The organism is Nocardia canadensis (genome assembly GCF_032656385.1).
In the GTDB taxonomy this organism is placed as follows: Bacteria; Actinomycetota; Actinomycetes; order Mycobacteriales; family Mycobacteriaceae; genus Nocardia; species Nocardia canadensis.
This window is the reverse complement of sequence record NZ_JAVCWB010000008.1, coordinates 701,070-726,143: the sequence shown is the minus strand read 5'-3', so window position 1 is coordinate 726,143 and position 25,074 is coordinate 701,070. Positions and strand designations below refer to the sequence as shown.

General features: G+C 70.1%; 22 protein-coding genes. 17 read left to right on the top strand and 5 right to left on the bottom strand.

Annotation, left to right across the window (positions count from 1 at the left end; genetic code table 11):
- Positions 1 to 4: 4 nt before the first annotated feature.
- The 9 genes from Q7X29_RS17100 (at position 5) to Q7X29_RS17060 (ending at position 10,898) form a co-directional block, all read left to right on the top strand.
- Complete coding sequence (locus Q7X29_RS17100) at positions 5 to 1,609, top strand: MFS transporter (RefSeq protein ID WP_316574699.1); 1,605 nt, start codon at positions 5 to 7, stop codon at positions 1,607 to 1,609.
- A gap of 267 nt (positions 1,610 to 1,876) precedes the next feature.
- On the top strand, positions 1,877 to 2,305 hold the full coding sequence (locus Q7X29_RS17095) for a DUF7144 family membrane protein (protein WP_218719985.1): 429 nt from the start codon (positions 1,877 to 1,879) through the stop codon (positions 2,303 to 2,305).
- 52 nt (positions 2,306 to 2,357) lie between these two features.
- Complete coding sequence (locus tag Q7X29_RS17090) at positions 2,358 to 3,677, top strand: diacylglycerol/lipid kinase family protein (protein ID WP_316575376.1); 1,320 nt, start codon at positions 2,358 to 2,360, stop codon at positions 3,675 to 3,677.
- A 430-nt stretch (positions 3,678 to 4,107) separates the two neighbouring features.
- Entirely contained in the window at positions 4,108 to 5,529 is a 1,422-nt protein-coding gene (locus Q7X29_RS17085; protein ID WP_316574698.1) for a condensation domain-containing protein, read from the top strand.
- Positions 5,530 to 5,533: 4 nt separating this feature from the next.
- Positions 5,534 to 6,919, top strand: coding sequence for a nucleotide disphospho-sugar-binding domain-containing protein (locus Q7X29_RS17080; RefSeq protein ID WP_316574697.1), 1,386 nt, complete (start codon positions 5,534 to 5,536; stop codon positions 6,917 to 6,919).
- Entirely contained in the window at positions 6,916 to 7,863 is a 948-nt protein-coding gene (locus Q7X29_RS17075) for an ATP-binding cassette domain-containing protein (protein WP_218719980.1), read from the top strand. Before Q7X29_RS17080 ends, Q7X29_RS17075 begins: the two co-directional genes overlap by 4 nt.
- 20 nt (positions 7,864 to 7,883) lie before the next feature.
- Positions 7,884 to 8,720, top strand: coding sequence for an ABC transporter permease (locus Q7X29_RS17070; RefSeq protein ID WP_316574695.1), 837 nt, complete (start codon positions 7,884 to 7,886; stop codon positions 8,718 to 8,720).
- Positions 8,721 to 8,731: 11 nt separating this feature from the next.
- Positions 8,732 to 10,099, top strand: coding sequence for a hypothetical protein (locus Q7X29_RS17065; RefSeq protein WP_316574694.1), 1,368 nt, complete (start codon positions 8,732 to 8,734; stop codon positions 10,097 to 10,099).
- A 271-nt stretch (positions 10,100 to 10,370) separates the two neighbouring features.
- Positions 10,371 to 10,898, top strand: coding sequence for an SMI1/KNR4 family protein (locus Q7X29_RS17060; RefSeq protein ID WP_316574693.1), 528 nt, complete (start codon positions 10,371 to 10,373; stop codon positions 10,896 to 10,898).
- 133 nt (positions 10,899 to 11,031) lie between these two features.
- On the opposite strand, the gene Q7X29_RS17055 is transcribed toward Q7X29_RS17060, so the two are convergent.
- Entirely contained in the window at positions 11,032 to 13,209 is a 2,178-nt protein-coding gene (locus Q7X29_RS17055) for a malate synthase G (RefSeq protein ID WP_316574692.1), read from the bottom strand.
- 245 nt (positions 13,210 to 13,454) lie between these two features.
- Between Q7X29_RS17055 and Q7X29_RS17050 the strand changes: the two genes are divergently transcribed.
- Together Q7X29_RS17050 and Q7X29_RS17045 are read left to right on the top strand one after the other, a co-directional pair.
- The gene (locus tag Q7X29_RS17050; RefSeq protein WP_316574691.1) at positions 13,455 to 14,114 is read left to right on the top strand and encodes a TetR/AcrR family transcriptional regulator; all 660 of its coding nucleotides are present in this window, start codon (positions 13,455 to 13,457) and stop codon (positions 14,112 to 14,114) included.
- 2 nt (positions 14,115 to 14,116) lie between these two features.
- Positions 14,117 to 15,406, top strand: coding sequence for an acyl-CoA dehydrogenase family protein (locus Q7X29_RS17045; RefSeq protein ID WP_316574690.1), 1,290 nt, complete (start codon positions 14,117 to 14,119; stop codon positions 15,404 to 15,406).
- Positions 15,407 to 15,445: 39 nt separating this feature from the next.
- On the opposite strand, the gene Q7X29_RS17040 is transcribed toward Q7X29_RS17045, so the two are convergent.
- Complete coding sequence (locus Q7X29_RS17040; RefSeq protein ID WP_316574689.1) at positions 15,446 to 15,898, bottom strand: winged helix-turn-helix transcriptional regulator; 453 nt, start codon at positions 15,896 to 15,898, stop codon at positions 15,446 to 15,448.
- A gap of 84 nt (positions 15,899 to 15,982) precedes the next feature.
- Between Q7X29_RS17040 and Q7X29_RS17035 the strand changes: the two genes are divergently transcribed.
- Entirely contained in the window at positions 15,983 to 17,197 is a 1,215-nt protein-coding gene (locus Q7X29_RS17035; protein ID WP_316574688.1) for an MFS transporter, read from the top strand.
- A 21-nt stretch (positions 17,198 to 17,218) separates the two neighbouring features.
- Here the strand turns inward: Q7X29_RS17035 and Q7X29_RS17030 are convergent, their stop codons facing one another.
- The gene (locus tag Q7X29_RS17030; protein WP_316574687.1) at positions 17,219 to 17,917 is read right to left on the bottom strand and encodes a DUF4232 domain-containing protein; all 699 of its coding nucleotides are present in this window, start codon (positions 17,915 to 17,917) and stop codon (positions 17,219 to 17,221) included.
- A gap of 387 nt (positions 17,918 to 18,304) precedes the next feature.
- On the opposite strand from Q7X29_RS17030, the gene Q7X29_RS17025 reads away from it, so the two are divergent.
- The 4 genes from Q7X29_RS17025 (at position 18,305) to Q7X29_RS17010 (ending at position 22,068) form a co-directional block, all read left to right on the top strand.
- Positions 18,305 to 18,847 (top strand): HNH endonuclease, encoded by a 543-nt coding sequence (locus Q7X29_RS17025; RefSeq protein ID WP_218715876.1) that lies wholly within the window; start codon positions 18,305 to 18,307, stop codon positions 18,845 to 18,847.
- Entirely contained in the window at positions 18,844 to 19,098 is a 255-nt protein-coding gene (locus Q7X29_RS17020) for a WhiB family transcriptional regulator (protein WP_189034276.1), read from the top strand. The genes Q7X29_RS17025 and Q7X29_RS17020 overlap by 4 nt, the downstream gene beginning before the upstream one ends.
- A 184-nt stretch (positions 19,099 to 19,282) precedes the next feature.
- Positions 19,283 to 20,878, top strand: a complete 1,596-nt coding sequence (locus Q7X29_RS17015; RefSeq protein WP_316574686.1) for a VWA domain-containing protein — start codon at positions 19,283 to 19,285, stop codon at positions 20,876 to 20,878.
- A 128-nt stretch (positions 20,879 to 21,006) separates the two neighbouring features.
- Entirely contained in the window at positions 21,007 to 22,068 is a 1,062-nt protein-coding gene (locus tag Q7X29_RS17010; protein ID WP_316574684.1) for a hypothetical protein, read from the top strand.
- On the opposite strand, the gene Q7X29_RS17005 is transcribed toward Q7X29_RS17010, so the two are convergent.
- Positions 22,057 to 22,905: a Vgb family protein gene (locus tag Q7X29_RS17005; RefSeq protein ID WP_316574683.1), complete on the bottom strand. Its 849-nt coding sequence runs from the start codon at positions 22,903 to 22,905 to the stop codon at positions 22,057 to 22,059. The two genes, Q7X29_RS17010 and Q7X29_RS17005, sit on opposite strands and share 12 nt — an antisense overlap.
- Positions 22,898 to 24,376 carry an ABC-F family ATP-binding cassette domain-containing protein gene (locus tag Q7X29_RS17000; RefSeq protein ID WP_316574682.1) on the bottom strand — a complete coding sequence of 493 codons (1,479 nt, stop codon included), beginning with the start codon at positions 24,374 to 24,376 and terminating at the stop codon, positions 22,898 to 22,900. The genes Q7X29_RS17005 and Q7X29_RS17000 overlap by 8 nt, the downstream gene beginning before the upstream one ends.
- A gap of 73 nt (positions 24,377 to 24,449) precedes the next feature.
- Here Q7X29_RS17000 and Q7X29_RS16995 point away from each other — a divergent pair, with 73 nt between their 5' ends.
- Complete coding sequence (locus Q7X29_RS16995; protein WP_255586515.1) at positions 24,450 to 25,052, top strand: TetR/AcrR family transcriptional regulator; 603 nt, start codon at positions 24,450 to 24,452, stop codon at positions 25,050 to 25,052.
- Positions 25,053 to 25,074 lie beyond the last annotated feature (22 nt).

Genomic DNA, 25,074 nt, shown 5'->3' with positions numbered 1-25,074 from the left:
CCGGATGTCGGCGACACCGGTGAAGTCCAGTTCGCTCGTCCTGCTCGTGCTGGCGGCGGGCCAGTTCCTGATGACCCTCGACAGTTCGGTGATGAACGTGTCGATGGCCACCGTCGCCCAAGACCTCGACACCACGATCACCGGCATCCAGACCGCCATCACGCTCTACACCCTGGTCATGGCCTCGCTGATGATCACCGGCGGCAAAGTGGGCGCCATCGTCGGCAGACGCCGGGTGTTCGGGATCGGCCTGGTGATCTACGGCATCGGCTCGTTCGTCACCGGCTTGGCGCCCAATCTGGCCGTCCTGCTGCTGGGCTGGTCGCTGCTGGAAGGCATCGGCGCGGCCCTGATCATGCCCGCGATCGTCTCCCTGGTCGCGGGCAACTTCGCGCCCGATCGACGACCGGCGGCCTACGGGATGGTGGCGGCGGCGGGTGCGATCGCGGTCGCCGTCGGCCCGCTGGTCGGTGGCGCGGTGACGACATTCGCGTCGTGGCGCTACGTCTTCTTCGGCGAGGTGGTCATCGTGGTGGCGATCCTGCTGGTGCTGCGCCGCGTCGAGGACGCGCCCGCCGAGCGGGTCCGCCTCGACCTGATCGGCTCGGCGCTGTCGGTCGTCGGGCTCGGCGCGATCGTGTTCGGCGTGCTGCGGTCGAGCGAATGGGGCTGGGTGCGGCCGGAATCCGGCGCCCCGGCGCTGTTCGGATTGTCGGCGGTGATCTGGCTGTTGCTGGGCGGCTTGTTCACCCTGTACCTGTTTCTGCGCTGGCAGGCGTATCTGGTGGACCACGACCGGGATCCGCTCGTCGATCCGGCGCTGCTGCGGAACCGTCAGCTCGTGGGCGGGTCGAGCATGTTCTTCGCGCAGTTCGCCGTGCAGGCCGGGGCGTTCTTCACGGTGCCGCTGTTCCTGTCGGTGGTGCTCGAGCTCAGCGCGGTCGAGACCGGAGTGCGTATTCTGCCGCTGTCGGTCGCGCTGGTGCTGACCGCGGTGGGCATCCCCAAGTTCCGTCCTCATGCCAACCCGCGCCGGGTGGTCCGGCTGGGCCTGGGCGTGATCATCGTCGGGGTGCTGATGCTCGCGGCGGGCATGGATCCCGGCGCCAACGCGGCGGTGGTGTCGATCCCGATGTTGCTGATGGGGCTGGGTCTGGGCGCGCTGGCCTCGCAGCTCGGTGCGGTCACGGTCTCGGCCGTGCCCGATTCACGCACCTCCGAGGTCGGCGGGATCCAGAACACCGCGACCCAGCTCGGCGCCTCGCTGGGGACCGCGCTGATCGGGTCGGTCCTGATCGCCACGCTGACGTCCTCGGTGGTCGCCGGAATCGAGCAGAACCCGGACGTGCCGGTCGCCGTGCAACAGCAGGCCACCACCGATCTGGCTTCAGGGGTGCCGTTCCTGTCGGACCAGCAGCTCTCCGACGCCCTCGACGAGGCCGGGGTCGACGCCACCACCGCCGCCGCCGTGCAGTCGGTCAACGCCGACGCCCGCCTCGAGGCCCTGCAGGTCGCGTTCGCGGTGACCGCGCTGATCGCGGTCCTGGCGCTGTTCGGCACCGGCCTGCTGCCCCGTCGGTCCGCCTCGGGAATCACCCGTTCCGGGTGAGGTCGGCGCCGGGCCCGGCTGGTTGGCTGGAACAGGCCGACCGCAGGGTCCCGAGGCGAGGAGCGCTCGTGAACGCGTACCCCCCATCTACCGACTGATTCCGTGCCTGCCCGATTCCTTGTTCGGAGGATGCTATTTCGGTAAAATCAGAACGTTCTTCGACCGAATATCACCCGCTCGCCGACCTCGTCACCGGACTGTCGGCAGAATTGTCGGCGATCCTGTTCGCGACGGGCTGGCGTCCCTCCGCACAGCGAGGAGTCGAGCATGACCAGCAATACCTCAGCGCATCGCGCACCACCCGAAGCAGAACCCTTTCAGCGACAAGCCGTCGCGGAAGGAATATCCATCACGGCCGCGTGCATGCTTCTCATCCTGGCGGCGGTCTCGATCCTGCAGGGCATTTCCGCGCTGCTGGAAGACGAAATATATGTGGCCGGAATCGACTACGTGTACGAGTTCGATACGACCACCTGGGGTTGGGTCCATGTGGTCCTCGGAGCGCTGGCGCTGATCGTCGGCGTCGGCCTGGTCCTGGGCGCCACCTGGGGCCGGTACAGCGCGCTCGGTGTCGCCGGGCTGGTGATCGTCGCGAACTTCCTTTCCCTGCCCTACTACCCGGCCTGGTCGTTCATCATCATCGCCCTCAGCGTGGTGATCATCTGGGCGATCGCCACCTGGAAACCACAGCCCTGAGTCCGCCCGTGCGACGGACGACATGCCGGCCCGCGCCACGGCGGGCCGGGCGATGACCACCGACTCCGGACGGCGGATCCGGACCTGGTCGGCCCGGGCCGCCTTCGTGTTCGCGGCCCTGACGGCGGTGATCCCGGTGCTGTTCGCCGGGGTCGTGGGGACCCTCGGTGTGCTGATCATCGGCACCGGGGGCGTGGTCGTCACGATGGCCGCGCTGTACTGGTTCCTGACCAGGTACGGAGTGCTGCGCTGGGTGTCGCTGGCGATCGCGGTGCTCTCGCCGATCTTCGTCGTCGTGGTGTTCGTGCGCGCCCGGCTGCTGTGGGTGGTGTTGCTCGCCGTCGCGGCAGCCCTGCTGGCGGTGGTCTGCGCGCGCATCGCGCTGCGCGCCGGAACACCACCCGCCACCGCGCCGGGCCGGTCGGCCCCGCGCGCCCAGCACCCGTTCCTGATCATGAATCCACGGTCCGGCGGCGGGAAGGTCGAGAAGTTCGACCTGCGTCGCCGCGCCGAGGAACTGGGTGCGGAAGTAGCGATGCTCGAGGGCCACGTCGATGTCGAGGCGCTGGCCAGACAGGCCGTCGCGCGGGGCGCGGATCTGCTCGGGGTGGCGGGCGGTGACGGAACCCAGGCCCTGGTGGCAGGCGTCGCGGCCGAGCACGATCTGCCGTTCCTGGTGATCAGCGCGGGGACCCGCAATCACTTCGCGATGGACCTCGGCCTGGATCGCGACGATCCTGCCGCCGGGCTCGACGCGCTCCGCGACGGCGTGGAGCTGCGCGTGGACCTGGGCCGGATCAACGGACTGCCGTTCGTCAACAACGCCTCGTTCGGCGTCTACGCCGAGATCGTGCGCAGTCCCGCCTACCGCGACGACAAGACCGCGACGGTCCTGCGTCTGCTGCCCGACCTGCTCGCCGGCCACACCGGCCACCAGCTCGTCGCCCGAATCGACGGCACCACGGTCGTCGGACCGCAGGCGATCCTGGTGAGCAACAACCCCTACGGCACCAGCGATCTCGCCGGCCTGAACCGCCGCGACCGCCTCGATCGCGGCATGCTCGGTGCGGTCACCGTCTCGGTCGCCAACACTCGCGACGCGGTCGGCCTGCTCCGCCGCACCCGCAGCCGCGGGCTCACCCAGCACACCACCGCGCGGGTCGACGTCGACACCGACGCCCCGCAGCTCCCGGTCGGCGTCGACGGTGAGTCCCGCCGGCTCGACACGCCGGTGCACTGCGTCATCGAACCGGGCGCGCTGCGCGTGTGGGTGCCGCGCGATCGGCCGGGAACACCGCCCGCACGGCCCACGATCGATTGGCTCCGGCTGCGCGAGTTGGCCATTCGCGGCGACGTCGCGGCATCGCGCTGAGCACAGCCCATCGATTCCGGCATTTTCACTCGCTGCCACACCGCACCGGGTGAACGGCCGGGAAACAGCACCGGACAACAGGCTACCCGGGCTGTGATGACGCCGACACCGCGCACCGACCATAGGTGAACAAAAGTGTCGACGGACACCGGTGTGCACCAATATTTCCATCCGAAATATTCTGTGCGACAGCCGCAATCCACCGAACCCTCAGCACCAACCGCTGGCAGAAGAGTTTTGTTCAGCAAAACCGTGATCGCCGTCACAGGCATGAATTCCACCGCTCCGGCTATACCATCAGATCCGCCGAGGCTTCCCGGGAATTACCGCCGTCGAAGTTCCAGAGCATCAGTGGTGACACATCGACGTGCCCCTTTTCGAATCCGTCTTCCGCCGTTCCGGCATGTATTCGTCACGAGGTGAACCGGTCATGGAATACACCCACCTGTCCGAATTCGAGATCCGCCCCGGCACGTTGTCGCTCTGGACACCGGAACTGCCCGCGAACGCCTGGCACCCCGACGACCGTCCGCTGACCAGCGTGCACGCCGGCTACTGCGCGAGCGTCGACCCCGCCGATCCGCGACCGGGCCGTGGCCGCTGGATCGGCACCGTCTTCGAGATGGACGCCCGGCTCGAGCGCGCCGCCTGGGCCGAGACGCTGCGCCGCTGGCATGCCCGGCACGAGGGACTGCGCACCACGGTGCGCGCCGACGCCGCGGGCGAACCCGGCAGGCTCCTCGCGCCCGCCACCGCGGTCGGCATCGTCGAACAGCAGGTCGACGGCCTCACCGACGGGCCGAGTATCAACGAATTCCTCTGCGGCGCACTGGAACTGCGGCTGTCCCCACTGGTCTGGCCGCATCTGCTGGCCGCGACCGTCGAGCATGCCGCGACCGCGGACTTCACCGTGCTGGTGGGCGCCGATCACTCGGTGATGGACGCCTACTCCCAGGCCATCCTCATCCTGGAGCTGCGCACCCTCTACCGCGAGGTGCTGGCGGGCGAGCAGGCCCGCGAATCGGCCACGTTCGGCAGTCCCGCCGACTTCGCGGTGGTCGAGCGGGCGGCCGCCGCCGACCTCGACGCCGAATCGCCCGCGGTGGCGATCTGGCGGGAGTTCCTCGCCGGCGGCGACGGCACCATGCCACAATTCGCCCCGCACACGCACCGGCCCGTGGCCGCCGGCCTCGCGCAGCCGAGTGTGTCGCGGCGGGTGCTCGAGCTCGACCAGCTCGAACAGGTCGAGGCGGTGCTCGACCAGGTGCGGCACCGGATGTCGGTGGCGGTGTTCGCCGCACTGGCCGTCGCCCACCAGCGCCGGTTCGGCACGGAACGTCTGCGCACGGTGATGCCGATCGCGACCCGGCCCGACCTGCGCTGGCTGGAAGCGATGGGCTGGTTCGTCAATGTCGTCCCGGTCGATATCCGGGTGGAGCCCGGCGCGGGGATGGCCGCGGCGCTGGAGAGCACCCGCGCCGCGTTGCGGCGGTCGCGAACCGCCAACGACGCGTCCTGGTCGCGCGTGCTGGACATCCTCGGCGTGCGCGAGACGCCCCGGTTCGGTGTGTCCTTCCTCGACATCCGGGTGCTGCCCGGCTACGAGCTCGTCGCCGACCTGCGCGGACGGACCCTGCGGGCGGAGTCGTACTCCACCGACGAGGTGTTCCTGTGGGTCGTGCGGGCCGCCGACGGCCTCTACGTGTCCACCCGGTATCCCGCGGGGCTGCCCGCCGAGGTGATGGACGATTTCCTCACCGCCTTCGGCGCGGTGCTGACGGAGGTCACCGCGGCGGTCCACCTCGACGCACCCGCGCCCGTCGCGGCGCCGGTCGTCGCGCAGGCGGTATGAGCCGATGCGGGCCCTGTTGGCATTCACCGGCAGCCGCGGCGATGCCCAGCCCGGCATCCTGCTGGCGCGCTCCCTGATCGCCCGGGGACACGAGGTGACCCTCGCGCTGGCCCCCAACCTCGTCGGGTTCGCGACCGAACACGGCGTCCCCGCGGTCCCCTTCGGGTGTGACAGCGCCGTGCTGCTGCACGCCCAGCGCACCGACCGCCGATTCAAGGCCCGCAATCCGTGGTCACGACTGCGCGCCGTGCTCGACCTGCAGCGTCGCGGGGTGCCGGACATGGTCGCCGACCTGCGCGAGCTGGTGCCCGGCCATGATGCGGTGGTGGCCGGGATGGCGGGCGAGGAGGCCGCCGCCGCGGTGGCGCACGAGGCGGGGCTGCCGTTCGCGGCGATGCACTTCTTCCCGATCCAGGCCAATGCCGTCGTCCCGGTGGTTCCGGCGCGCTGGGCGCAGCGACTCCCGGGTGTCGTGCACCGCTGGGGGTGGTCGGCGCTCGCCTTCGCCAGGGCCGCCGCGCTGGCTCCGGTGCTGCCCACGGGCGAACCGCCGACCAGGGTGCGTATCCAGGCGTACGACCCCACGCTGTTCCCCGGTCTGCGCGACGAACTGCCCGGGCCGTTCACCGGCTTTCCGGTCGACGTCGACGGTGCCCGCACCACGCCGAGGGATTCCGATCGTCACCGGCGGCCGCGCGGCGCGCATCCCGAGGCCGGGCCGCTCGGTCCCCGGGACGACGTGCGGTGCGGCGCCTCGACGGATCCGGCGCTGCCGTCGAGCGCGACCGCCACGGCTTCCGCCGGTTTCCGCTCCCGCACCGATGCCCAGGCAGCGGTTCGCCGGTGGCTGGCGGCCGGTTCCGCACCCGTCTACGTGGGCTTCGGCTCGATGGATGTCGGGGATCCCGTCGAGTTCGTCGCCATGCTGCGTGAGGTCTGCGCGCGTCGCGGGCGCCGACTGTTGCTGGCCTCGGGCTGGGCCGCGATCACCCCCGGCATCGATGCCGACGTGGCCGTCGTCGACCAGGTCGACCACACAGAGGTGCTGCCGCACTGTGTGGCGGTGGTGCACCACGGCGGCGCGGGAACCACCGCGGCCGCGTTGAGAGCCGGTGTGCCGCAGGTGATCTGCTCGGTCCAGGCCGACCAGCCCTACTGGGGACGAGCGCTGCAACGACGCGGCCTGGCGGCGACCACCCCGGCGCGCACGCTCACCGGCGCGCGGCTCGACTCGCTGCTCGACCGGATCTCGACCCCCGAGGTCCGCCGCCGGGCCGCCGACTACGCCGCCGCCTTCACCACCGACGGTGTCGAGCGTGCCGCCGACATCGTCGCGGCGCTGGCCCCGGTCGCGCCCGAACTCATCGACGCCCCAGGGAGACTCCCATGAACCCCGATATCGCCATCCGGATCACCGGACTCGGCAAGTCCTACGGCGACTTCACCGCCGTGGGCGCGGTCGACCTCACCGTCGCGGCGGGCACCGTCTTCGCCCTGCTCGGCCCCAACGGCGCGGGCAAGACCACCACCGTGCGCATGCTCGCGACCCTGGTGCGGCCCGATCGCGGCAGCGCCGAGATCTTCGGCTACGACATCGTGCGCGAGGCCACCGCGGTGCGCTCGATGATCGGGCTCACCGGCCAATACGCCTCCGTCGACGAAACCCTCACCGCGGGTGAGAATCTGCGCCTGTTCGGCCGCCTGCTCGGTCTCTCCCGGCGCGCGGCCGCCGCCCGCAGCACCGAACTGCTCGCGGAGTTCGAGCTGAGCGCGGTCACCGATCGCCCGGTCGGCCAGTTCTCCGGCGGCATGCGGCGGCGCCTGGATCTGGCCGCGACGCTGATCACCGATCCCCCGCTGATCTTCCTCGACGAACCCACCACCGGCCTGGACCCGCACACCCGCGACCGCATGTGGGGCATCATCCGCAAGCTCGTCGCCCGCGGCGCGACCGTGCTGCTCACCACCCAGTACCTCGAGGAAGCCGACGCACTGGCCGACCGGATCGCGGTGATCGACCGCGGCGCCATCGTCGCCGAGGGCACCGCCGCCGAGCTCAAGTCCTCCATCGGCGAACAGGTGCTGCGCCTGGAACTCGCCGATGTGGCCCAGTCCGGGCACGCCGAGGCCATCGTCGCCGACCTCACCGGCGAGGTGCCGGAGGGCTCCTCGGCCGGCGTCCTGACCGTCGCGCTCGCCGACGCGGGCACCGCCGCCGACATCGTCGCCGCCTGCCGGGCCGCGGGCATCGCACTGCGCGGCTTCGCCGTCGACCGACCCGACCTGAACGAGGTCTTCCTCGCTCTCACCGGCACGGCTCGCGCCGCCGCCTGATCACGGAAGCCGAGACCATCATGACCGTCACCACCGCCGAGATCGCCGTCGAGACCACCACGCCCGCGACGATCGCTCGCCGCCCCCGCGTCACGCACGTGAGCCTGCGCGCCGCGCTGTTCCAGTCCCTGCTGATGGCCTGGCGCGGGCTGCTCACCTTCCGGCACAGCCCACAGCTGCTCTACGACGCCCTTCTGCTGCCCATCGTCGGGCCGCTGCTGTTCGGCAGCATCTTCGGCACCGCCATCGCCGGCAGCATGACGGCCTACCTGCCGATCCTGATCCCGGGCGTACTGGTGCAGATTGTGCTGACGTCGTCGGTCGCCACCGGGGTGCAGCTGTCCGAGGACATCCGCTCGGGAGTCTTCGACCGGTTCGTCGCCATGCCGATCGCGCGGTCGGCCCCGGTCGCCGGCGCGCTGCTGGCCGGGGCAACCCGCTATGTGATCGCTGCGACCACGGTGGTGATCGTCGGGTTCGCCATGGGCTACCGACCGGCGCATCCGATCGGCTTCGTCGCCGGCGCGGTGCTGGTCGTGCTGGCGACCACCGCGATCAGCTGGCTGTTCGCGTTCATCGGGGTCACCGTGTCGCGGCCCGCCGCCGTGCAGGGCATGTCGATGCTGGTACTGACCTTCCTGAGTTTCGCCTCGAACGCGCTGGTGCCCGAGGAGTCCATGCCCACCTGGCTCGGCTACGTCTCCGACTACAACCCCGTGTCGTATCTGGTGTCGGCGGTCCGCGCGCTCGCCGAGAACGGCGCGATCGGCGCCGATGCCTGCTGGTCGGTGGTCGCCTCGCTCGTCGTCGTCGCCGTCTTCGCGCCCCTGACCGTCCGCACCCTGCGTGCCCGCTGAGAGGAGCCACCATGACGCTCACCGCTCCCGCGATCACTCCCGTGGCCGCCGTCAATCGGCTCACCGCCGACGACGACCTGTTCCTCAAACTGCACAGCCTCTACGGCAACGCACTGGTCAACCAGCTCGCCTGGCGGTTCGACGAGCCGCTGAGCCGGGACCTGCTCGACCGCTTCCACGCCCACCTCGCCCAGGGCTTCCTGGCCCGCCGGGTCCAGGGCACCCGGGTGCCCTTCGCCCGGCCGTACTGGATGCCCGCCACCGCCTCGATCCCGCTGGCGTGGGACACGGTGCCGGTCGCCGAGGACGAGGTGCTGGACTGGTACTTCGCCCAGAGCCGGGTGGAGTTCGACCCCGGCACCGGCCTGGTGTGGCGATTGTCGGCCGCGCCGACCACCACGGGCGGGACCCTGGTGTCGCTGGTGACCTCGCACGTGGCCTCCGACGGCGGCGCGGTGATGTTCGCCGTCGGCGACGCGCTGGCCCGCCTGGCGGAGGACCCCGATCGGGCCGTGAGTTCCGGGGCGCTGGTCGGCCGGGCGCCGCGAAACGCGCTCGGCGCGAACGTCTCCGATGCGCTGCATCAGCTGCGCGCGGTGGCGAAGGGCATCCGGGCCGCGATTGCGGCCCGGGCCGTCACCGAGCCCGACCGCACGCCCCGACCCGCGCAACCCCTGCTGCCGCTGCCGCGGCGATGGTCCCCCGCCGACGTCGTCGTGCAGCTGTCGCTGGACCAGTGGAACTCCGTCGCCGCAACACATTCCGGCACGACCAACGGGCTGCTGATCGCCCTCGGCGCTGGCCTGCTCGGGCGCAGCGGACGTGTCGGCGACGCCGCCGACATCCGCGTCGACATCCCCCATTCGATGCGTACCGCCGACGACCCGCGCGCCAATGCCACCACCGGCCTGCCGATCTCGGTCCGCTACCGCACCACCGACCGCGTCGACCTCGCCGCGGTCCGCACGGCGGTCAAACAGGCGGCGACCGCCTACCGCGACCCGGCGACCACCCCGGCCCTGCAACACCTGCAACCCCTCCAGATGATCCTGCCGCGTTTCGTCCTGCGCCATTTCGCCCGGACCGCCACCGCACCGGAATGCCTGTGCACCAACCTCGGCGACACCGCCCAAGGCGTCGCCGATTTCGCCGGCCACCACGCCTCGGCCGTCCTCATGCGCCCGGTCGTCTGCACGAACGATCCCGCCATGTTCCGCCGCGTGGAAGTCGGTGTGAACCTCTCCTTCTGCACCGACGGCCACACCGTCACCCTCGCCGTCACCGGCGCCGACCCGGACCGCTTCCCCACCCGCGCCGCCCTCCGCACCCTCCTCACCACCGAATTCGACTTCTGGGGACTCACCCCGCACTACTGGTGAGGGTCCCAGTCGTGTCACCGATCGTTGTCCCAGAGGTGGTTTCCGCAATTGTGCCCTCGCACAGGTCGAAGACGACGTCATCGACCGGCTGCGTTGCGAGCGATTCGCTCGACGCGCAGCACGCTTCATTCGCGAGTAGCTACTTCTGAACAGCGGAAACCAGAGCACCGAGGCGGTGCGATACGCCAACTGGCCCGCCCCCGATAGATTGTTGCCCTTCCGGCGCCACCATCGCTAGCCTCGATTCTGTTGTCTTCGATGGGGGGGTCGCGTGTCACGTGAGATCGATACGCCCAGGAACACCAGCAGCCGTGACATGGAATCGTTCGGTCGCGACCTGATAGAGTCCGGATTCGCAACGAGCGACTCGATCATCGGGTGTGACTCAGCAGAGATCGCACAGGTCTATTCTCTTGCGCCCGAAGGCTTCCCGATCCCCGATGAGTATCACGCATTTCTCGCGCAGATGGGAAAGCAGGCCGGCACACTCTTCCGGGGAACCGACCTGTTCTTTCCGCGAATGCTGGATGCCCGAGAGGCCGCCGAAGACATCTCCGGCGAGGGACCGACACTGGAGAACCACTTCTTCTTCGGCCACCATCAAGGCTATAAGGTCTATTTCTTCCGACGCGGATCCGGTGCAGTCTATCTCTACAACGAGTGTGCCCCTGAGGATCACAAGCTTGCCGACGGTTTCATCGAATTCCTTCGGCAGTCCTGGCGTATCCAGCAGAAGATTCGCGAATCCACCGAAGCGATGCGCGCAAGGAGAACCCGGATTCAGCGTGCCGTGAACTGACGCCGAGCATCGCCCGCTCGTCGTCTCCAACGTTCATGTCCAGTGACGGCAGTGGCCCCGCGCCGGATCTCTCCGACGCGGGGCCACAAGCGAAAAGCACTGCTATGAGCTACTTTTCATGCACTCGGCAGCACTACTTCTGCGCAGCCTTGAACTCGCGGCGGCGGCGGTGCAGGATCGGCTCGGTGTAGCCGTTGGGCTGCTTGGTGCCCTCGAGCACCAGTTCCTTGGCGGCCTGGAAGGCGATCGAGGCGTCGAAGTCCGGCGCCATCGGGCGGTAGGCCTTGTCGCCGGCGTTCTGGCGGTCGACGACCGGCGCCATGCGCTCGAGGCTGGCGATCACGTCGGCCTCGGTGACGATGCCGTGGCGCAGCCAGTTGGCGACCAGCTGGCTCGAGATGCGCAGGGTGGCACGGTCTTCCATCAGGCCGATGTCGTTGATGTCGGGCACCTTCGAGCAGCCGACACCGTGATCGATCCAGCGGACGACGTAGCCCAGGATGCCCTGGGAGTTGTTGTCCAGCTCCTGACGCTTCTCCTCGTCGGACCAGTCGGTGGACTGGGCCAGCGGGATCTCCAGGATCTGGTCGACGGTGGCACGCGGGCCGCCCTTGGCGATCTCGGACTGCCGCTTGAACACGTCCACCTGGTGGTAGTGGGTGGCGTGCAGGGTGGCGGCGGTCGGCGAGGGGACCCACGCGGTGTTGGCGCCGGCCTTGGGGTGGCCGATCTTCTGCTCGAGCATGCCCGCCATCAGGTCGGGCATGGCCCACATGCCCTTGCCGATCTGCGCCTTGCCGGGCAGACCCTTGGCCAGACCGGTGTCGACGTTCCAGTCCTCGTAGGAGGTGATCCAGGTCTGGGTCTTCATCTCGGCCTTGCGGACCATCGGCCCGGCCTCCATGGAGGTGTGGATCTCGTCGCCGGTGCGGTCCAGGAAGCCGGTGTTGATGAACACCACGCGCTCCTTGGCGGCCTCGATCGACGCGGCGAGGTTGACCGTGGTGCGGCGCTCCTCGTCCATGATCCCGACCTTGAGGGTGTTGCGGGTCAGGCCGAGGACGTCCTCGATCCGGCCGAACAGCTCGTTGGTGAACGCGGCCTCGTCGGGGCCGTGCATCTTCGGCTTCACGATGTAGACCGAGCCGGTGCGGGTGTTGGCCAGCCGGGCGGAGCCGTTGAGCGAGTGCACGGCGATCAGCGAGGTGATCAGGCCGTCCATGATGCCCTCGGGCACCTCGTTGCCCTGCGCGTCGATGATCGCGTCGGAGGTCATCAGGTGACCCACGTTGCGCACGAACAGCAGCGAACGGCCGTGCAGCACCAGCTCGGAACCGTCGAGCGCGGTGAACACGCGGTCGGGGTTCATGGTGCGGGTGAAGGTCTTGCCGTTCTTGGTGACCTCTTCGGCCAGGTCGCCCTTCATCAGGCCGAGCCAGTTGCGGTAACAGACGACCTTGTCGTCGGCGTCGACCGCGGCGACCGAGTCCTCGAAGTCCATGATCGTGGTGAGCGCGGACTCGAGCACGATGTCCTTGACGCCGGCGGTGTCGGTCGAGCCGATCGGCGAGTTCGCGTCGATCTGGATCTCGATGTGCAGGCCGTTGTGCTTGAGCAGCACCGAGGTCGGGGCCTCGGGGTCGCCCAGGTAGCCGACGAGCTGCGACGGATCGGCCAGGCCGATGTCGGTGCCGTCTTCCAGGCCGACCTCGAGCTCGCCGTCGACGATCTTGTAGTACGACGAACCGATGTGCGAGCCGGTGATCAGGGTGACGGCGTCGTCGAGGAAGTTGCGGCCCCACTCGATGACCTTGTCGCCGCGCACGCGGTTGTAACCGGTGCCCTTCTCGGCGCCGTTGGCCTCGGAGATGGCGTCGGTGCCGTAGAGCGCGTCGTAGAGCGAGCCCCACCGCGCGTTGGCGGCGTTGATCGCGAAGCGCGCGTTCATCACCGGCACCACGAGCTGCGGGCCCGCGGTGGTGGCGATCTCGGCGTCGACGTTGCCGGTGCCGATCTGGAACGGGGCGGGCTCGGGACGCAGGTAACCGATCTCGGTCAGGAACTGCTTGTAGGCGCCCTTGTCGTAGCCGGCGCCGGGGCTCTCCTGGTGCCAGGCGTCGAGCTTGCCCTGGATCTCGTCGCGTTCGGCCAGCAGGGCGCGGTTGCGCGGGGCGAGGTCGTTGATGACCTGCTCGGCTCCGGCCCAGAACGCGGCGGAATCTACGCCGGTACCGGGGAGCGCCTCGTTCTCGATGAAATCGTGGAGAACGCTGGCCACCTGGAGCCCGCCGACCTGAATCCGCTCTGTCATCTACTGCCTCACTTTTGAGAAAGCCGGGTGGGAAAAGTCGATGTCATGTTACCCGTGGGTAGTGGTGACACCTCGTGTGGGTTCGAACGTCGTGGAACCGCCGTCCATTCCGCCACGCCGAGACGCCGGGGTCGGCGCGTGGGCGTGGCGGCACACCCCTTGATTGTAGGCACCCGGAGAATTAATGTACTGACCGGAACATTTCTCGGCGGCTCGCCCAGGTCGCCGGGTGGAGCGGAGGCACGATGAGCGTCGCGCGAGCAGGCGAACCCGTCGCTCCGGTCCGTCGCCGCGGCCGCCCGCCGGCCGCCGATCGCGGCGCGGCCGACACCCGTGATCGCATCCGCGCCGCCGCGCTGGAGCTGTTCGCCGAGCGCGGCTTCCACGGCACCGGCGTCGCCGAGATCGGCGCCAGGGCCGACGTCCAGCGCGGCGCGCTGTACTACCACATCGGCTCCAAGGAGGAGCTGCTGTGGGAGATCCTCGCCGACTACACCCGCCTGCTGCTCGCCGACGCCGAGCGCCTCGCCGAGGCGAGCACCGACCCGGTCGCGACGCTGCGCCTGCTCATCCGCAGTCATGTGGAGCTGATCGTCACCCATCGCCGCGCGGTCGCCGTACACCTGCGCGATGCCGACGCCCTGACCGGCGACCGCGCGATCGAGTTGCAGCGGCTGCGCGACCGCCTCCAGCACCGCTGGCAGGACGTCATCGACGCCGGCTACGCCGCGGGGCAGCTACGCACCGCCGATCACGTCGTCACCAACGGCCTGCTCGGCATGCTGAACTCGCTCGGGTTCTGGTACCGCGAACGCGGGGCGCACTCCCCCGCCGAGATCGCCGACATCCTCACCGACACCGTCCTGTCCGGGCTCAGCACCACGGACACCGAACCGAAAGGCTGACCATGGCTTGGGATTTCGAGACCGATCCGGAGTACCAGCGCAAGCTCGACTGGGTCGCGGAGTTCGTCCGCACCGAGGTCGAGCCCCTGGATCTGATCTACCCCAACCCCTATGACCGGACCGATCCGGAGATCCGCGCGCTCATGCGGCCGCTGCAGCAGCAGGTGAAAGATCAGAGACTGTGGGCCTGCCACCTCGGCCCCGAATTGGGCGGTCCCGGCTACGGTCAGCTCGAGCTCGCGCTGCTCAACGAGGTGCTCGGCACGTCGATGTGGGCGCCGCTCGTCTTCGGTTGTCAGGCACCGGATTCCGGCAACGCCGAGATCCTGGCACACTTCGGCACCGCGGAGCAGAAGCAGAAGTACCTGCAGCCGTTGCTCGACGGCGAGATCGGCTCCTGTTACGTGATGACCGAGCCCACCGGCGGCTCGGATCCGACGGCGTTTCGCACCACCGCGGTCCGCGACGGGGACGAGTGGGTCATCAACGGCGAGAAGTGGTTCAACTCCTGCGCAGAGTTCGCCACCTTCCACATCGTGATGGTGGTGACCGATCCGGACGCCGAACCACATCTGCGGCTGTCGATGTTCATCGTCCCGGCCGATGCGCCCGGGCTCGAGCTGGTGCGCAATTTCACCGTGCCCGGCTTCAGCGAACACGAAGGGCACCTGCGGTTCACCGACGTCCGGGTGCCCGCCGATCACCTGCTGGGCGCGGAGGGCGCCGGTTTCGTCGTCGCGCAGACCCGCCTCGGCGGCGGCCGCGTGCACCACGCGATGCGCACGGTCGCGCTGGTCCGCAAGGCGTTCGACATGATGTGCGAGCGCGCGGTGTCGCGCCCGGCCCGCAAGGGCGTGCTCGGCGGCTTCCAGATGACCCAGGAGCGTATCGCCGACAGCTGGATCCAGATGGAGCAGTTCCGCCTGCTCGTACTGCGCACGGCCTGGCGCATCGACCAGGCCCAGGACTATCGCGCGGTCCGCAAGGACATCGCCGCCATCAAGGTGGCGATGCCGACGGTGATGAACGACATCGCCCGCCGCGCATTGCATCTGCACGGCGCGCTCGGCGTCAGCACCGATCTCCCGTTCCTCGACATGACCACCTACGCCGAGGTCATGGCCATCGCCGACGGGCCCACCGAGGTCCACAAGATCACCCTGGCCAAGGAGGTCCTGAAGCAGTACGCGCCCGCGGACCCGGTGTATCCCACCGGTTTCCGCCCGGTGCTGCGCGAGCAGGCCCGCGACCTGGTCGCGCGGCGGCTCGAACGCGAAGTCGGCAACCTCTGATCGGGAGGTCACCGCCGGGAATCCGGTGCCGGTGCCGGCTCAGTCCACGCGCCGCACGTCGGTGGTCTCGGCGGTGACCGGCACGCCCGAGAGACTGTGGGGCCGCAGTTCGGCGAGCGCCTCACCGTCTCGATCGACCAGGGTCGAATGCCGCGCACCGTCGGCGAAGGCGTGCCGTTCGCCCCACTGCCGCAGGGCGACGATGGTCGTGAACAGATCGCGCCCGGCGGCGGTGAGCTCGTAGACGTGCCGCTTGCCGCTCGGCGTGGCGCTGGTGGTGAGGATGCCGTCCTCGACGAGCCTGCGCAGCCGGTCGGCGAGGATATTGCGGGCGATCCCGAGCCGCTGCCGGAACTCGGTGAACGAGCCGGGTCCGTCCATGGCGTCGCGGACGATGAGCAGGCTCCAGCGATCGCCCACCAGGTCGACGGTGCGGGCGACCGGACACGTGGGATCGGTCCACGCGCGATCGACGCCGGACGTCGGTGTCATCCCCACCCCTTCCATCGGGTTGCATTTCGAAACCATTATTCCCTATCGTGATTTGGTTGCATTTTGCTACCGAATGGAGGGCTGATGGTCCCCGGAATCACGCGACCACAGCGGTCGCTGCTGGCCGCGGTGTGCGCCACGGCGGTGGCCACGATCTATGCGATACAGCCGGTGCTGGAGACGGCGGGCGCCGAACTGGGTTTGCCCGACGAGTCACTGGGCCTGCTGGTCGCCGCCGGACAGCTCGGCTATGTCGCCGGGCTGATCCTGTTGGTGCCGCTCGGCGACCTGATGGACCGACGCGGGCTCATCAGCGGTCTGCTCGTGCTCACCGCGGTGGGCGCCGCGATCACAGCCCTCGCACCGAACGGCCTGGTCGCGATGGTGGGGCTCGCCGTCGCCGGGGTGTTCGCGGTCGTGGTGCAGGTGACGGTCGCCTACGCGGCCGCGATGGCGGCCCCCGGTGCACGCGGTCGCGTCATCGGCGCCGTCACCTCGGGAGTGGTGCTCGGCATTCTCGGTGTCCGCGTCGTCGCGGGCGTCCTCGGGGACACGCTCGGGTGGCGGGTCGTCTTCGTCCTGCTGACCGGCTCGTGCGTGGCGCTCGCCGTAGTCACCCGGGCGGTTCTGCGCCCTGATGTCCGGATGGCCGGCGCACGCTACCTGCCGACCCTGCGGTCGACCGGTCGCCTGCTGGTCACCGATCGCCTGTTCCTGAGCCGTGGCCTGATCGCCTTCTTCCTCTTCGCGTCCTTCGGCACGCTCTGGAGCGGCCTGGCCCTGCCGCTCGGCGCCGAACCGTGGTCCCTCGGGACCACCGCGATCGGGCTCTTCGGGGTGGCGGGTCTGGCCGGTGCCCTCGGCGCGAGCCGAGCGGGCAGGTGGGCCGACGCCGGTCGGGCAGGCACGGTCAGTGGGTGGTCGCTGATGATCCTGGCCGGATCCTGGCTGCTCATCGCCCCGCTGGGGCCGGCCCTGCTCCCGCTCGTGGCAGGCATCGTCGCGCTCGACTTCGCCGTGCAGGCGGTGCATGTCTCCAATCAGCACCTGCTGACCACCGCGCACCCCGACCGCACCGGCAGCGTCATCGGCGCCTACATGACCTTCTATTCCGCCGGGTCCGCCCTCGGCGCGGTCACCACCGCCTGGGCCTACAGCTCGTGGGGCTGGTGGGCCGCGTGCGCGTTCGGCGCCGGCTACGCCCTGTGCGGTCTCACCGTCTGGGGCCTGGCCCGGCTACGCGTCACCCCGGCCACGGAAATCGTTCCGGTCCAACCGGTTTCGTGCCCACAGACGTGATCCGCAGCGCCGCGCCGGCGATCAGCTCATCGGGGTGACCGGATGGACCGACAGATCGCACGCCGACAGCGTCTCGGCGACCGGGACGGTCTCGGTGGTGTCGGGCACGGTGACCCGCAATCCGGTGTACGCCGGGCACGCAGTACCCGAGGCGTCGGTCGCGGTGCCCTCCACGACCGCCTCCGCACCGTGGTCCCGGGTGAGGATCACCGTCGGTGGCTCGTTCTGATGGGGCGGTAGGCCACCCAGGTAGCCACGCAGCGTGCGGGTGGCACCGACGGTCGCTGCGCCGATCGCGTCCACGCCCGGATAGCCGGTGAGCGAACAGGGCGCGCCGGCGCCGACCAGCCAGAACCGCAGGGTCAGCCCCTGATGGCCCGCGGCCGCGGTGACCGGTCCGCCGCCGACGAGCACCTGACCGTCGGCGCACGCGGGCGCGGTGTCGGGCACCGGGACACCGGGCGGGCTGGTCGGCCCGCCGGTCGCCGCCGGTGCCGAGCTCACCGCCGGGCCACGCGACGGGGCGGGCAGGGCGGCCGGTGGCACCAGTGTCGCCGGCCCGGCCGCGCTCGGCTCGACCGAGGACGCCGAGCCGGGCGCGGGCAGGGTCGGACTCGGCCGATCGGCGGGCGCGCTCGTGCCACCCGAATCGGCGCCACAGCCGGGGAGGAGCAGGGCCACCGCGCAGACCACGGTGGCCGGAATCAGCGCTGTCCGCATGAGCACCACTCCTCGCGATCGGTGCGCCCGACGGGCACCTCACCCCGAAAATGTATCGCGACCTGCCGGTTCAGGGTTTCCGTCGGTATCGGAGCGTTACCGGAAATAAATCAGCCGACATCCGGCGCGCCGTATGTCACCATGAATTCCACGCCGGTCAGTCGCGACACGGCGAGACCGACGAGACACCCCGAGAGGAGGAGACGGCCATGAAAACCCTTGCGCCACGGCGACAGTCCGAAAAGACCTACCGCCGCGCCGGTTCGGCCCACAGCGTGTCGAACGCGGGCCCCGATGCCATGGCCCGTCTCCGGTTCGCGCACTGACGCGGTAGCCGCTCCCCTTCGACCGTCGTTCGCCTTTCTCTCCCGAAACATGGTGATTCCCATGACGATCCGTCATGCCGTCGACCCGATGGCGCCCACCTCCGACACCTGGATACGCACCAGGGTGCTCGTGCTCAACGCCAGCTACGAAGCCCTCGACGAGATCACCGCCGACCGGGCCGTGACACTGCTGATCAGCGGCGCCGCGGAGACCGTCATCGAACGGGCGCCGCGGTTCCCGATCCGGTCCCAGCACCTGGTCATCGGCCTGCCGGAGACGATCCGCCTCGTGCGCTACGTCTACCTGGGCCACGTCGCCCCGGTGGGCGAGGACAGCCGCGCCACGCTGGCCGGCGTCCTGCGCCGTGACAAGCACCGTTGCGGCTACTGCGACGACTGGGCGCAGACCGTCGACCACATCCGCCCGCGCAGCAGGGGCGGACCGAACACTTGGGGCAACCTGATCGCCTGCTGCGGCCCCTGCAATACGAGCAAGGCCGACCGCACCCCGGAGGAAGCGGGGATGCGGCTGCTGTGGGAGCCCAAGGCTCCCGACCCGCTGGCCCGCACCCAGCGCCGGATCTGGAAGGAGTACGCGCCGTGACCACCACCGACCTCGCACTGACCGAACTGCTGACTCTGTCCGATTCCGGGCAGTGGCATCGCGCGGCCTGCCGTGGCGACCCGAACCACGAGGCGTGGTTCCCGTATCCATCGCAGGACTTCGACTACGCCCGCCGGATCTGCGCCGGTTGCCCGTTGCTCGCAGGGTGCACCGAGTACGCGGCGCAGACGGGCCAGTCGGGGGTCTGGGGCGGCCGTGAATACGACCGCGGACGGGTGATCCGCGAGTGACCGGCCGGGGCCGGGTGTCCGTCGTGACACCCGGCCCGAGGTCGTGACCAGCGCCGATGCGCACCGGTGTACACCGTGCGGCGGCCCGGTCACGACTCCTTAAACTTGCCACGTGGGTACTCATCGCAGCGGGACCAGATCTCGAAGTATCAGCAAAGGTCCGGTTATCGCGGCATCGGTACTCGTGCTGATACTCGTGGCCGTCTTCGCCTGGTTCCAGCTCAGCGATCGCGCCGCGAGCACCGACGTCGCGGCGGCCGCCGAATGCGTGGAGGGACCGGCGTCGCTGGACGTGACGGTCGACCCGGCGATCGCGGGCCCGGTCCGCGCCGCCGCCGATCGCTACAACGCGACCAAGCCGCGGGTGCGCGATCACTGCGCCCAGGTGAAGGTGTCGGCCCGGCCGTCGGCCGCCGTGGTGGCGGGGTTGGCCGATCCCGGGAAGTGGGACCCGGCGCTGGGACCCAAGCCGGGGCTGTGGATCGCCGATTCGACCCGATCGATCGAACTCGTGCGGGTACCCGGCCTGATCGAGGGCACGCCCGCCTCCATCGCCACCAGCCCGATCGTGCTGGCTGTGCCCGACGCGCTGCGCCAGGCCCTCGAACAGCATCGGATCGCCTGGTCCGATCTGCCACGCCTGCAACAGGGCTCGCTCGACGAGCTCGGCCTGTCCGGTTGGGGCGGCCTGCGGATGGCCCTGCCCGCGGGCGATGCCACCACCGCGGCGGCCGCCGCGATCGGCGGCGCGGTCTCGGGCACCGAACCGCTGACCGCGCAGGCCGCCGGATCCGGCCAGGTCGTGGCCGCGATCTCCGGACTGGCCGCGGGCGCCCAGACACCCGCCGACCTGATGACCGCGATGGCCGCCATCAGTGCCGACCCCACCGCCGACGAGGTGCACGCCGTCGCCGCGACCGCCCAGCAGCTCGGTACCGGCGGCCTGACCGCGTTCCGGCCCGTCGGCACCGCGCCGCTGGCGGACTATCCCGCCGCGCTGCTGTCGGGTCCCTGGGTCGACAAGACCCAGAACCTCATCGCCTCCCGTTTCATCGACTTCCTGCGCGCCCCGGAGCAGGCGGGCGCCCTGGCCACCGATGGTTTCGGCCCGGCCATCGGGTCCGCGCCGCCGAACCCGGACAAGGCGGCGCTGCAGAAGGTGCAGTCCATCCTGGCCGATCCGGTGCTGGGCGTGAACGCGACGGTGTTGCTGGACGTGTCGTCGTCGATGGGCACCGCCGAGGGCTCGACCACCCGCCTCGCGAACGCCGGCGCGGCCTTGGCCTCGACACTGACGGTGATGCCGCCGGACTTCGGCCTCGGGCTGTGGACCTTCGGCAAGAACCTCGACGGCACCACCCCCTACAAGGTGCAGGTCCCCACCGGACTGCTGACCGACGCCCAACGCAATGCCGTCGGGTCGGCGGTCACCAGCACCAAGGCGACCCAGAGCGCCACCGATCAGGCCTACCCGAGCCTGCTCGCCGCCTACCGTGCCGCGGTCGCCGCCTACTCCCCCGGCCGGACCAACTCGATCCTGGTCGTCACCGACGGTCCCGATGACGACTCGACCCTGACCGGCACCGCCCTCGTCGACGAGATCACCGCCGCGACGACCGCGGGCAAACCCGTCCGGATCGATGTCGTCGTGATCGGCGGTCAGGGCACCCAAACCCTGCAGACCCTCGCGCAGCAGACCAATGGCACCTATACCCGGGTCCCGACCAGCAACGACCTCGGCTTCGGCACCGCTGTCGTGAAGGCGCTCACCACGCCCTGACGCGTCTCACACGGCCGCGCGGACAACAGCATTCGTGCGCGCGGCCGACATCGTTGGTGTGAACCGACGCACCATCGGGTACTCGCATCCCACTGCGTTCGGTCCGATCCACGGGGGGGAGACGAGCCATGCTGACGTACTACGGGGCGCGGGTCGCGTTCCGGCACTGGCGCGAACGTGCCGCCCGGGCCGTCATCCTGGCCGCGCGCAAGCCGAATCACTACATCCTCACGGTCAGCACGGCCACCGCCGGGGTGTTCAGCTCGCTCGAGCTCGCCGACCCGGTCAAGCGGGGCATCGACGCGCTGCCGGTGGTCACCAACAGCGACTGGCTCGGTTTCGTCCTCTTCACCGTCGTGATCGCGGCCGGATTGCGCGGATTGTCGCTGGTGGTCGGCAGGCTCGCGGGCCGTGAACCGATCGACGTGCTGGCCGGGATCATCGACGAGAGCGGGCTGCTGCCCGACCTCACCTCGCACTATGGGAGACGTATGACCGGCGACAGCGATGCGACACCACAGCTCGACTACCGCGTGCGCCATCTCGACGATCGCGACCTGGATACGCTGTGCCAGATCAACCGGGAAGCCTTCGCCCGGTCCGGTTTCGCGACCCCGCTCGACCTGATCCGGCAGCGCAATCTCAGTGTGCATCAGGTCAATCCACTCGCTTACAGCCTGATCGAGGCCAGTGTCGACGGCACCTTCGTGCCGGTCGGCTTCTCGTGCATCCTGCCGCTGAACCGGCTGGGCGAGGCCGCCTATTGCCGGACCGGCGGGTTGACCGACGCGCAGCTGCGCGGTCTGCACCTGAGCAGGCCGGGCGAATGGTCCGACGCGGTGGTGCTGTTCTCGGTCGGTCTGCTCCGCGGGTTCCGCGGCAGGCTCGGCGCCAGCCCACTGACCATCTCGCAGATCTACATCGATCATCTCGCCGAGGTCCTGCTCGACATCCACACCGCCGACCCGGCCCGGCCGACCACCCGCGTCTACGCGCAAACCGAGCACACCGGCACCGGCGTCGCACGCCTGCTCGCCGCGTTCGGCTTCGCCGACACCGGCGTGGTGACCGGTGACGGCTATCCACTGCGGATGCTCGAGGTACCGCTGGGCACGATCGATGCGGCGACGGCACCGACCGCACCCGGGCTCCGCGCGCTGCTCGAGCGGTTGCGGTCCTCAGCCGGGTGAGACCTCCACCAGCGCACCGGATTCCATGGCGATCCAGAGGTGGCCGCGCGGGTCGACAGTGAGTCCGTGCGGTTCAGCGCCGGGCAAGGTCAGGTGGTCGATCTCGCCCCCGGTGGTGATCCGGCCGAGCTTTCCGCTCGCCCATTCGGTGAACCACAGCGCGCCGTCGCGGCCCGCGACGATCGCGTGGGGGCGTGCGGCCGGGTCGGGCAGCGCGAATTCGGTGACAGTGCCGTCGGTCTCGATGCGCCCGATCGCGCCCGCCCCGATCTCGGTGAACCACACCGCGCCGTCGGGTCCGGCCGCGATCCCGACGGGGGCGGCGGCGGGTGTCGGCAGCGGGAACAGCGTGAGTGCCATGGCCTGGTCGACCCGGCCGATCGCGTTGCCCTGGTTCACCGTGAACCACAGTGCGCCATCGGATCCCGCGGTGATCATCGACGGCATCCCGTCCACGTCGACGTACTCGACGGTGCCGTCGGCGGCGAGCCGCCCGACCCGGCCCGCCTGCAACGCGGTGAACCACAGCGCCCCGCCGGGTCCGGTGCACACCCCGTAGGGTCCGTCGAGGGCGATGCTCGTGACGGCGCCGTCGAGGGTGCGCCGACCCAGCCGTCCGCCCTGGAATTCGGTGAACCACAGGGCCTCGTCGGGTCCGGTGACGATCACCGTCGGTTGTCCGTCGGCCGGCTCGAGCGGGAAGACTCGCACCTCGCCGTCGGCGTAGCGGCCGACAGCACCCTGGGCGACCAGCGTGAACCACACCGCGTCGTCCGGCCCGATCGTCACCCCGTACGGCGCGCCCGGCACCTCGACCACCTGCACGATGTCAGCCAAAGTCCTGAATTCCCTTCTGTATTCCCCGGAACCGCCGGCGCAGCGCCCGATCGTGGGAGACCACGACCACCGCGCCCCGATAGTCGTGCAGCGCGCGTTCCACCTCGTCGACCAGCGCGAGCGAGAGGTGATTGGTGGGCTCGTCGAGCAGCAGCAGATCATGTTCGCCCGCGAGCACTCGCGCCAGCGACAGCCTGCGCCGCTGTCCCTCCGACAGGCTACCCACCGGACGATCCAGCAGGTCGGACGCGAACAGCCCGGTCGCCAGCAGCGCGGCCCGGCCGTACCCGTAGGTCTCGGTGACGTTGCGGTCCGGATCGAAACGTTCGTCCTGCCGCAGGTATCCGATCCGGTCCGGCGCCGTCGCGTGGATCGCGTCGAGCAGCGTCGATTTGCCCGCGCCGTTGGGACCGTGGATCAGCAGCCGTCCTCGCGCGCCCAGCGTCAGGGGACCGACGGTGAACTCCGCGCCCGACCCGGCCGCCGCGAATCGTCCACGGAACCGCAGCGGTTCGGGCGGGCAGGGCACCGGCTGCTCGCGCAACCGGCGCAGACGCTCGGCGGTCCGGCGCACCCGGGAAGCGACCGAGCTCTGGACCCGCCCGGCGTTGCGGTCGTAGGCCATCTTGTTGTTGTCGGTCATCGCCCGGCCGTGCGCCACCTGCAGGGCGGTCGTGGTCGCGAACTCCTCCAGCCGCCCGATCTCGGTGCGCCACTGCGTGTACGCCTGCTCCCAGCGCACGCGCGCGGCCGCCTTCTCGGCGAGAAATCCGCTGTACCCACCCCCGAACCGGGTCAGGCCGCGGTCGGCCACCTCGAGGATCGCGGTCACCACCCGGTCGAGGAAGATCCGGTCGTGCGAGACCAGCACGACCGTGCCGTTGTGGGTGCGCAGCCGGTCCTCGAGCCAGGTCAGCGCGCTGTCGTCGAGGTGATTGGTCGGTTCGTCGAGCAGCAGCACCTCCGGCGAGGCGGCGAGCAGACAGGCCAGGCCGAGCCGGGCCCGCTCCCCACCCAAGAGGCTGTCGAGGCGGCGCGATCGGTCGATCCCGGCCAGCCCCAGTCCGTGCATCGACGCCTCGACCCTGGCGTCGGCCGCGTACCCGTCCCTGGCCTCGAATCGGGTGAGCAATTCCCCGTACCGGTCCATGTCCTGCGCTTCGGCGGCGGCCTGCATCGCGCGTTCGAGCCCGCGCAGCTCCGCCAGCGCCTGCTCGACCGCCGCCTCGACGGTGTCGCCGGTCAGGGTCTGGGCGAGGTGGCCCACGCCGCCGTCGGCGGTGACGGTGATGGATCCGGCGTCGGCGGACTCGGCACCGGCGAGCAGCCGCAGCAAGGTCGACTTCCCCGCGCCGTTCTCCCCGACGATGCCGACTCGCTCGCCGGGCCGGATGGTCGCGGCGATCGCGTCGAGTACCAGCCGGTCGGCATAGGACTTCGACACGCCCCGCATGGTTAGTTGAGTGGTCAAACAGCGCTCCAATCGCTACTTGTGTAGCTTTAAATGTACAAAGGCTCGCCCACTAACGCAACAGGAGTAGATTTTGGAACCGCAACGGCGCCCCGGTGGGCGCAGCGCCCGGGTGCGGGAGGCCGTCCTCGACGCGACGACGGCCGAGCTCGCCGAGCACGGCTACCAGGGCCTTTCCGTCGACGCCGTCGCGCAGCGGGCAGGGGTGCACAAGACCACCGTCTACCGGCGCTGGCGCGGTCCCGAGGGCTTGGTCGCCGACGCACTCGACCGGGCAGCGGGCCTGCCGTGGGCGATCCCGGACACCGGCAGTCTCACCGGCGACCTGCGCGCCCTCACCGAGCTGTTACGCACCGGCTTCACCGATCCCGAATCAGCGCCCGTGGCAACCTCTTTCATCGCGGCCGGCATGCAGCACCCTGCCGCCGCCGATGCCCTGCGCGCCTACTACGCCGCCCGGCACGCCGAGGCGGCGGTGATCGTCGACCGGGCGATCGCGCGCGGTGAACTCGACGCAGCGGTCAGCGGAACCGAAGTCGTCCGGTTCGCCGTCGCGCCCCTGTTCCACCGGCTCTTCGTCACCCACGAACCGGTCACCGCCGACCACGCGCGCCGGGCCGCCGATGCGGCGGCCGTGCTCGCCCGATCAGGGCTGCTGACCGAGGAGACCGGCTAGTCCTCGGCACGCGCACCGCTAC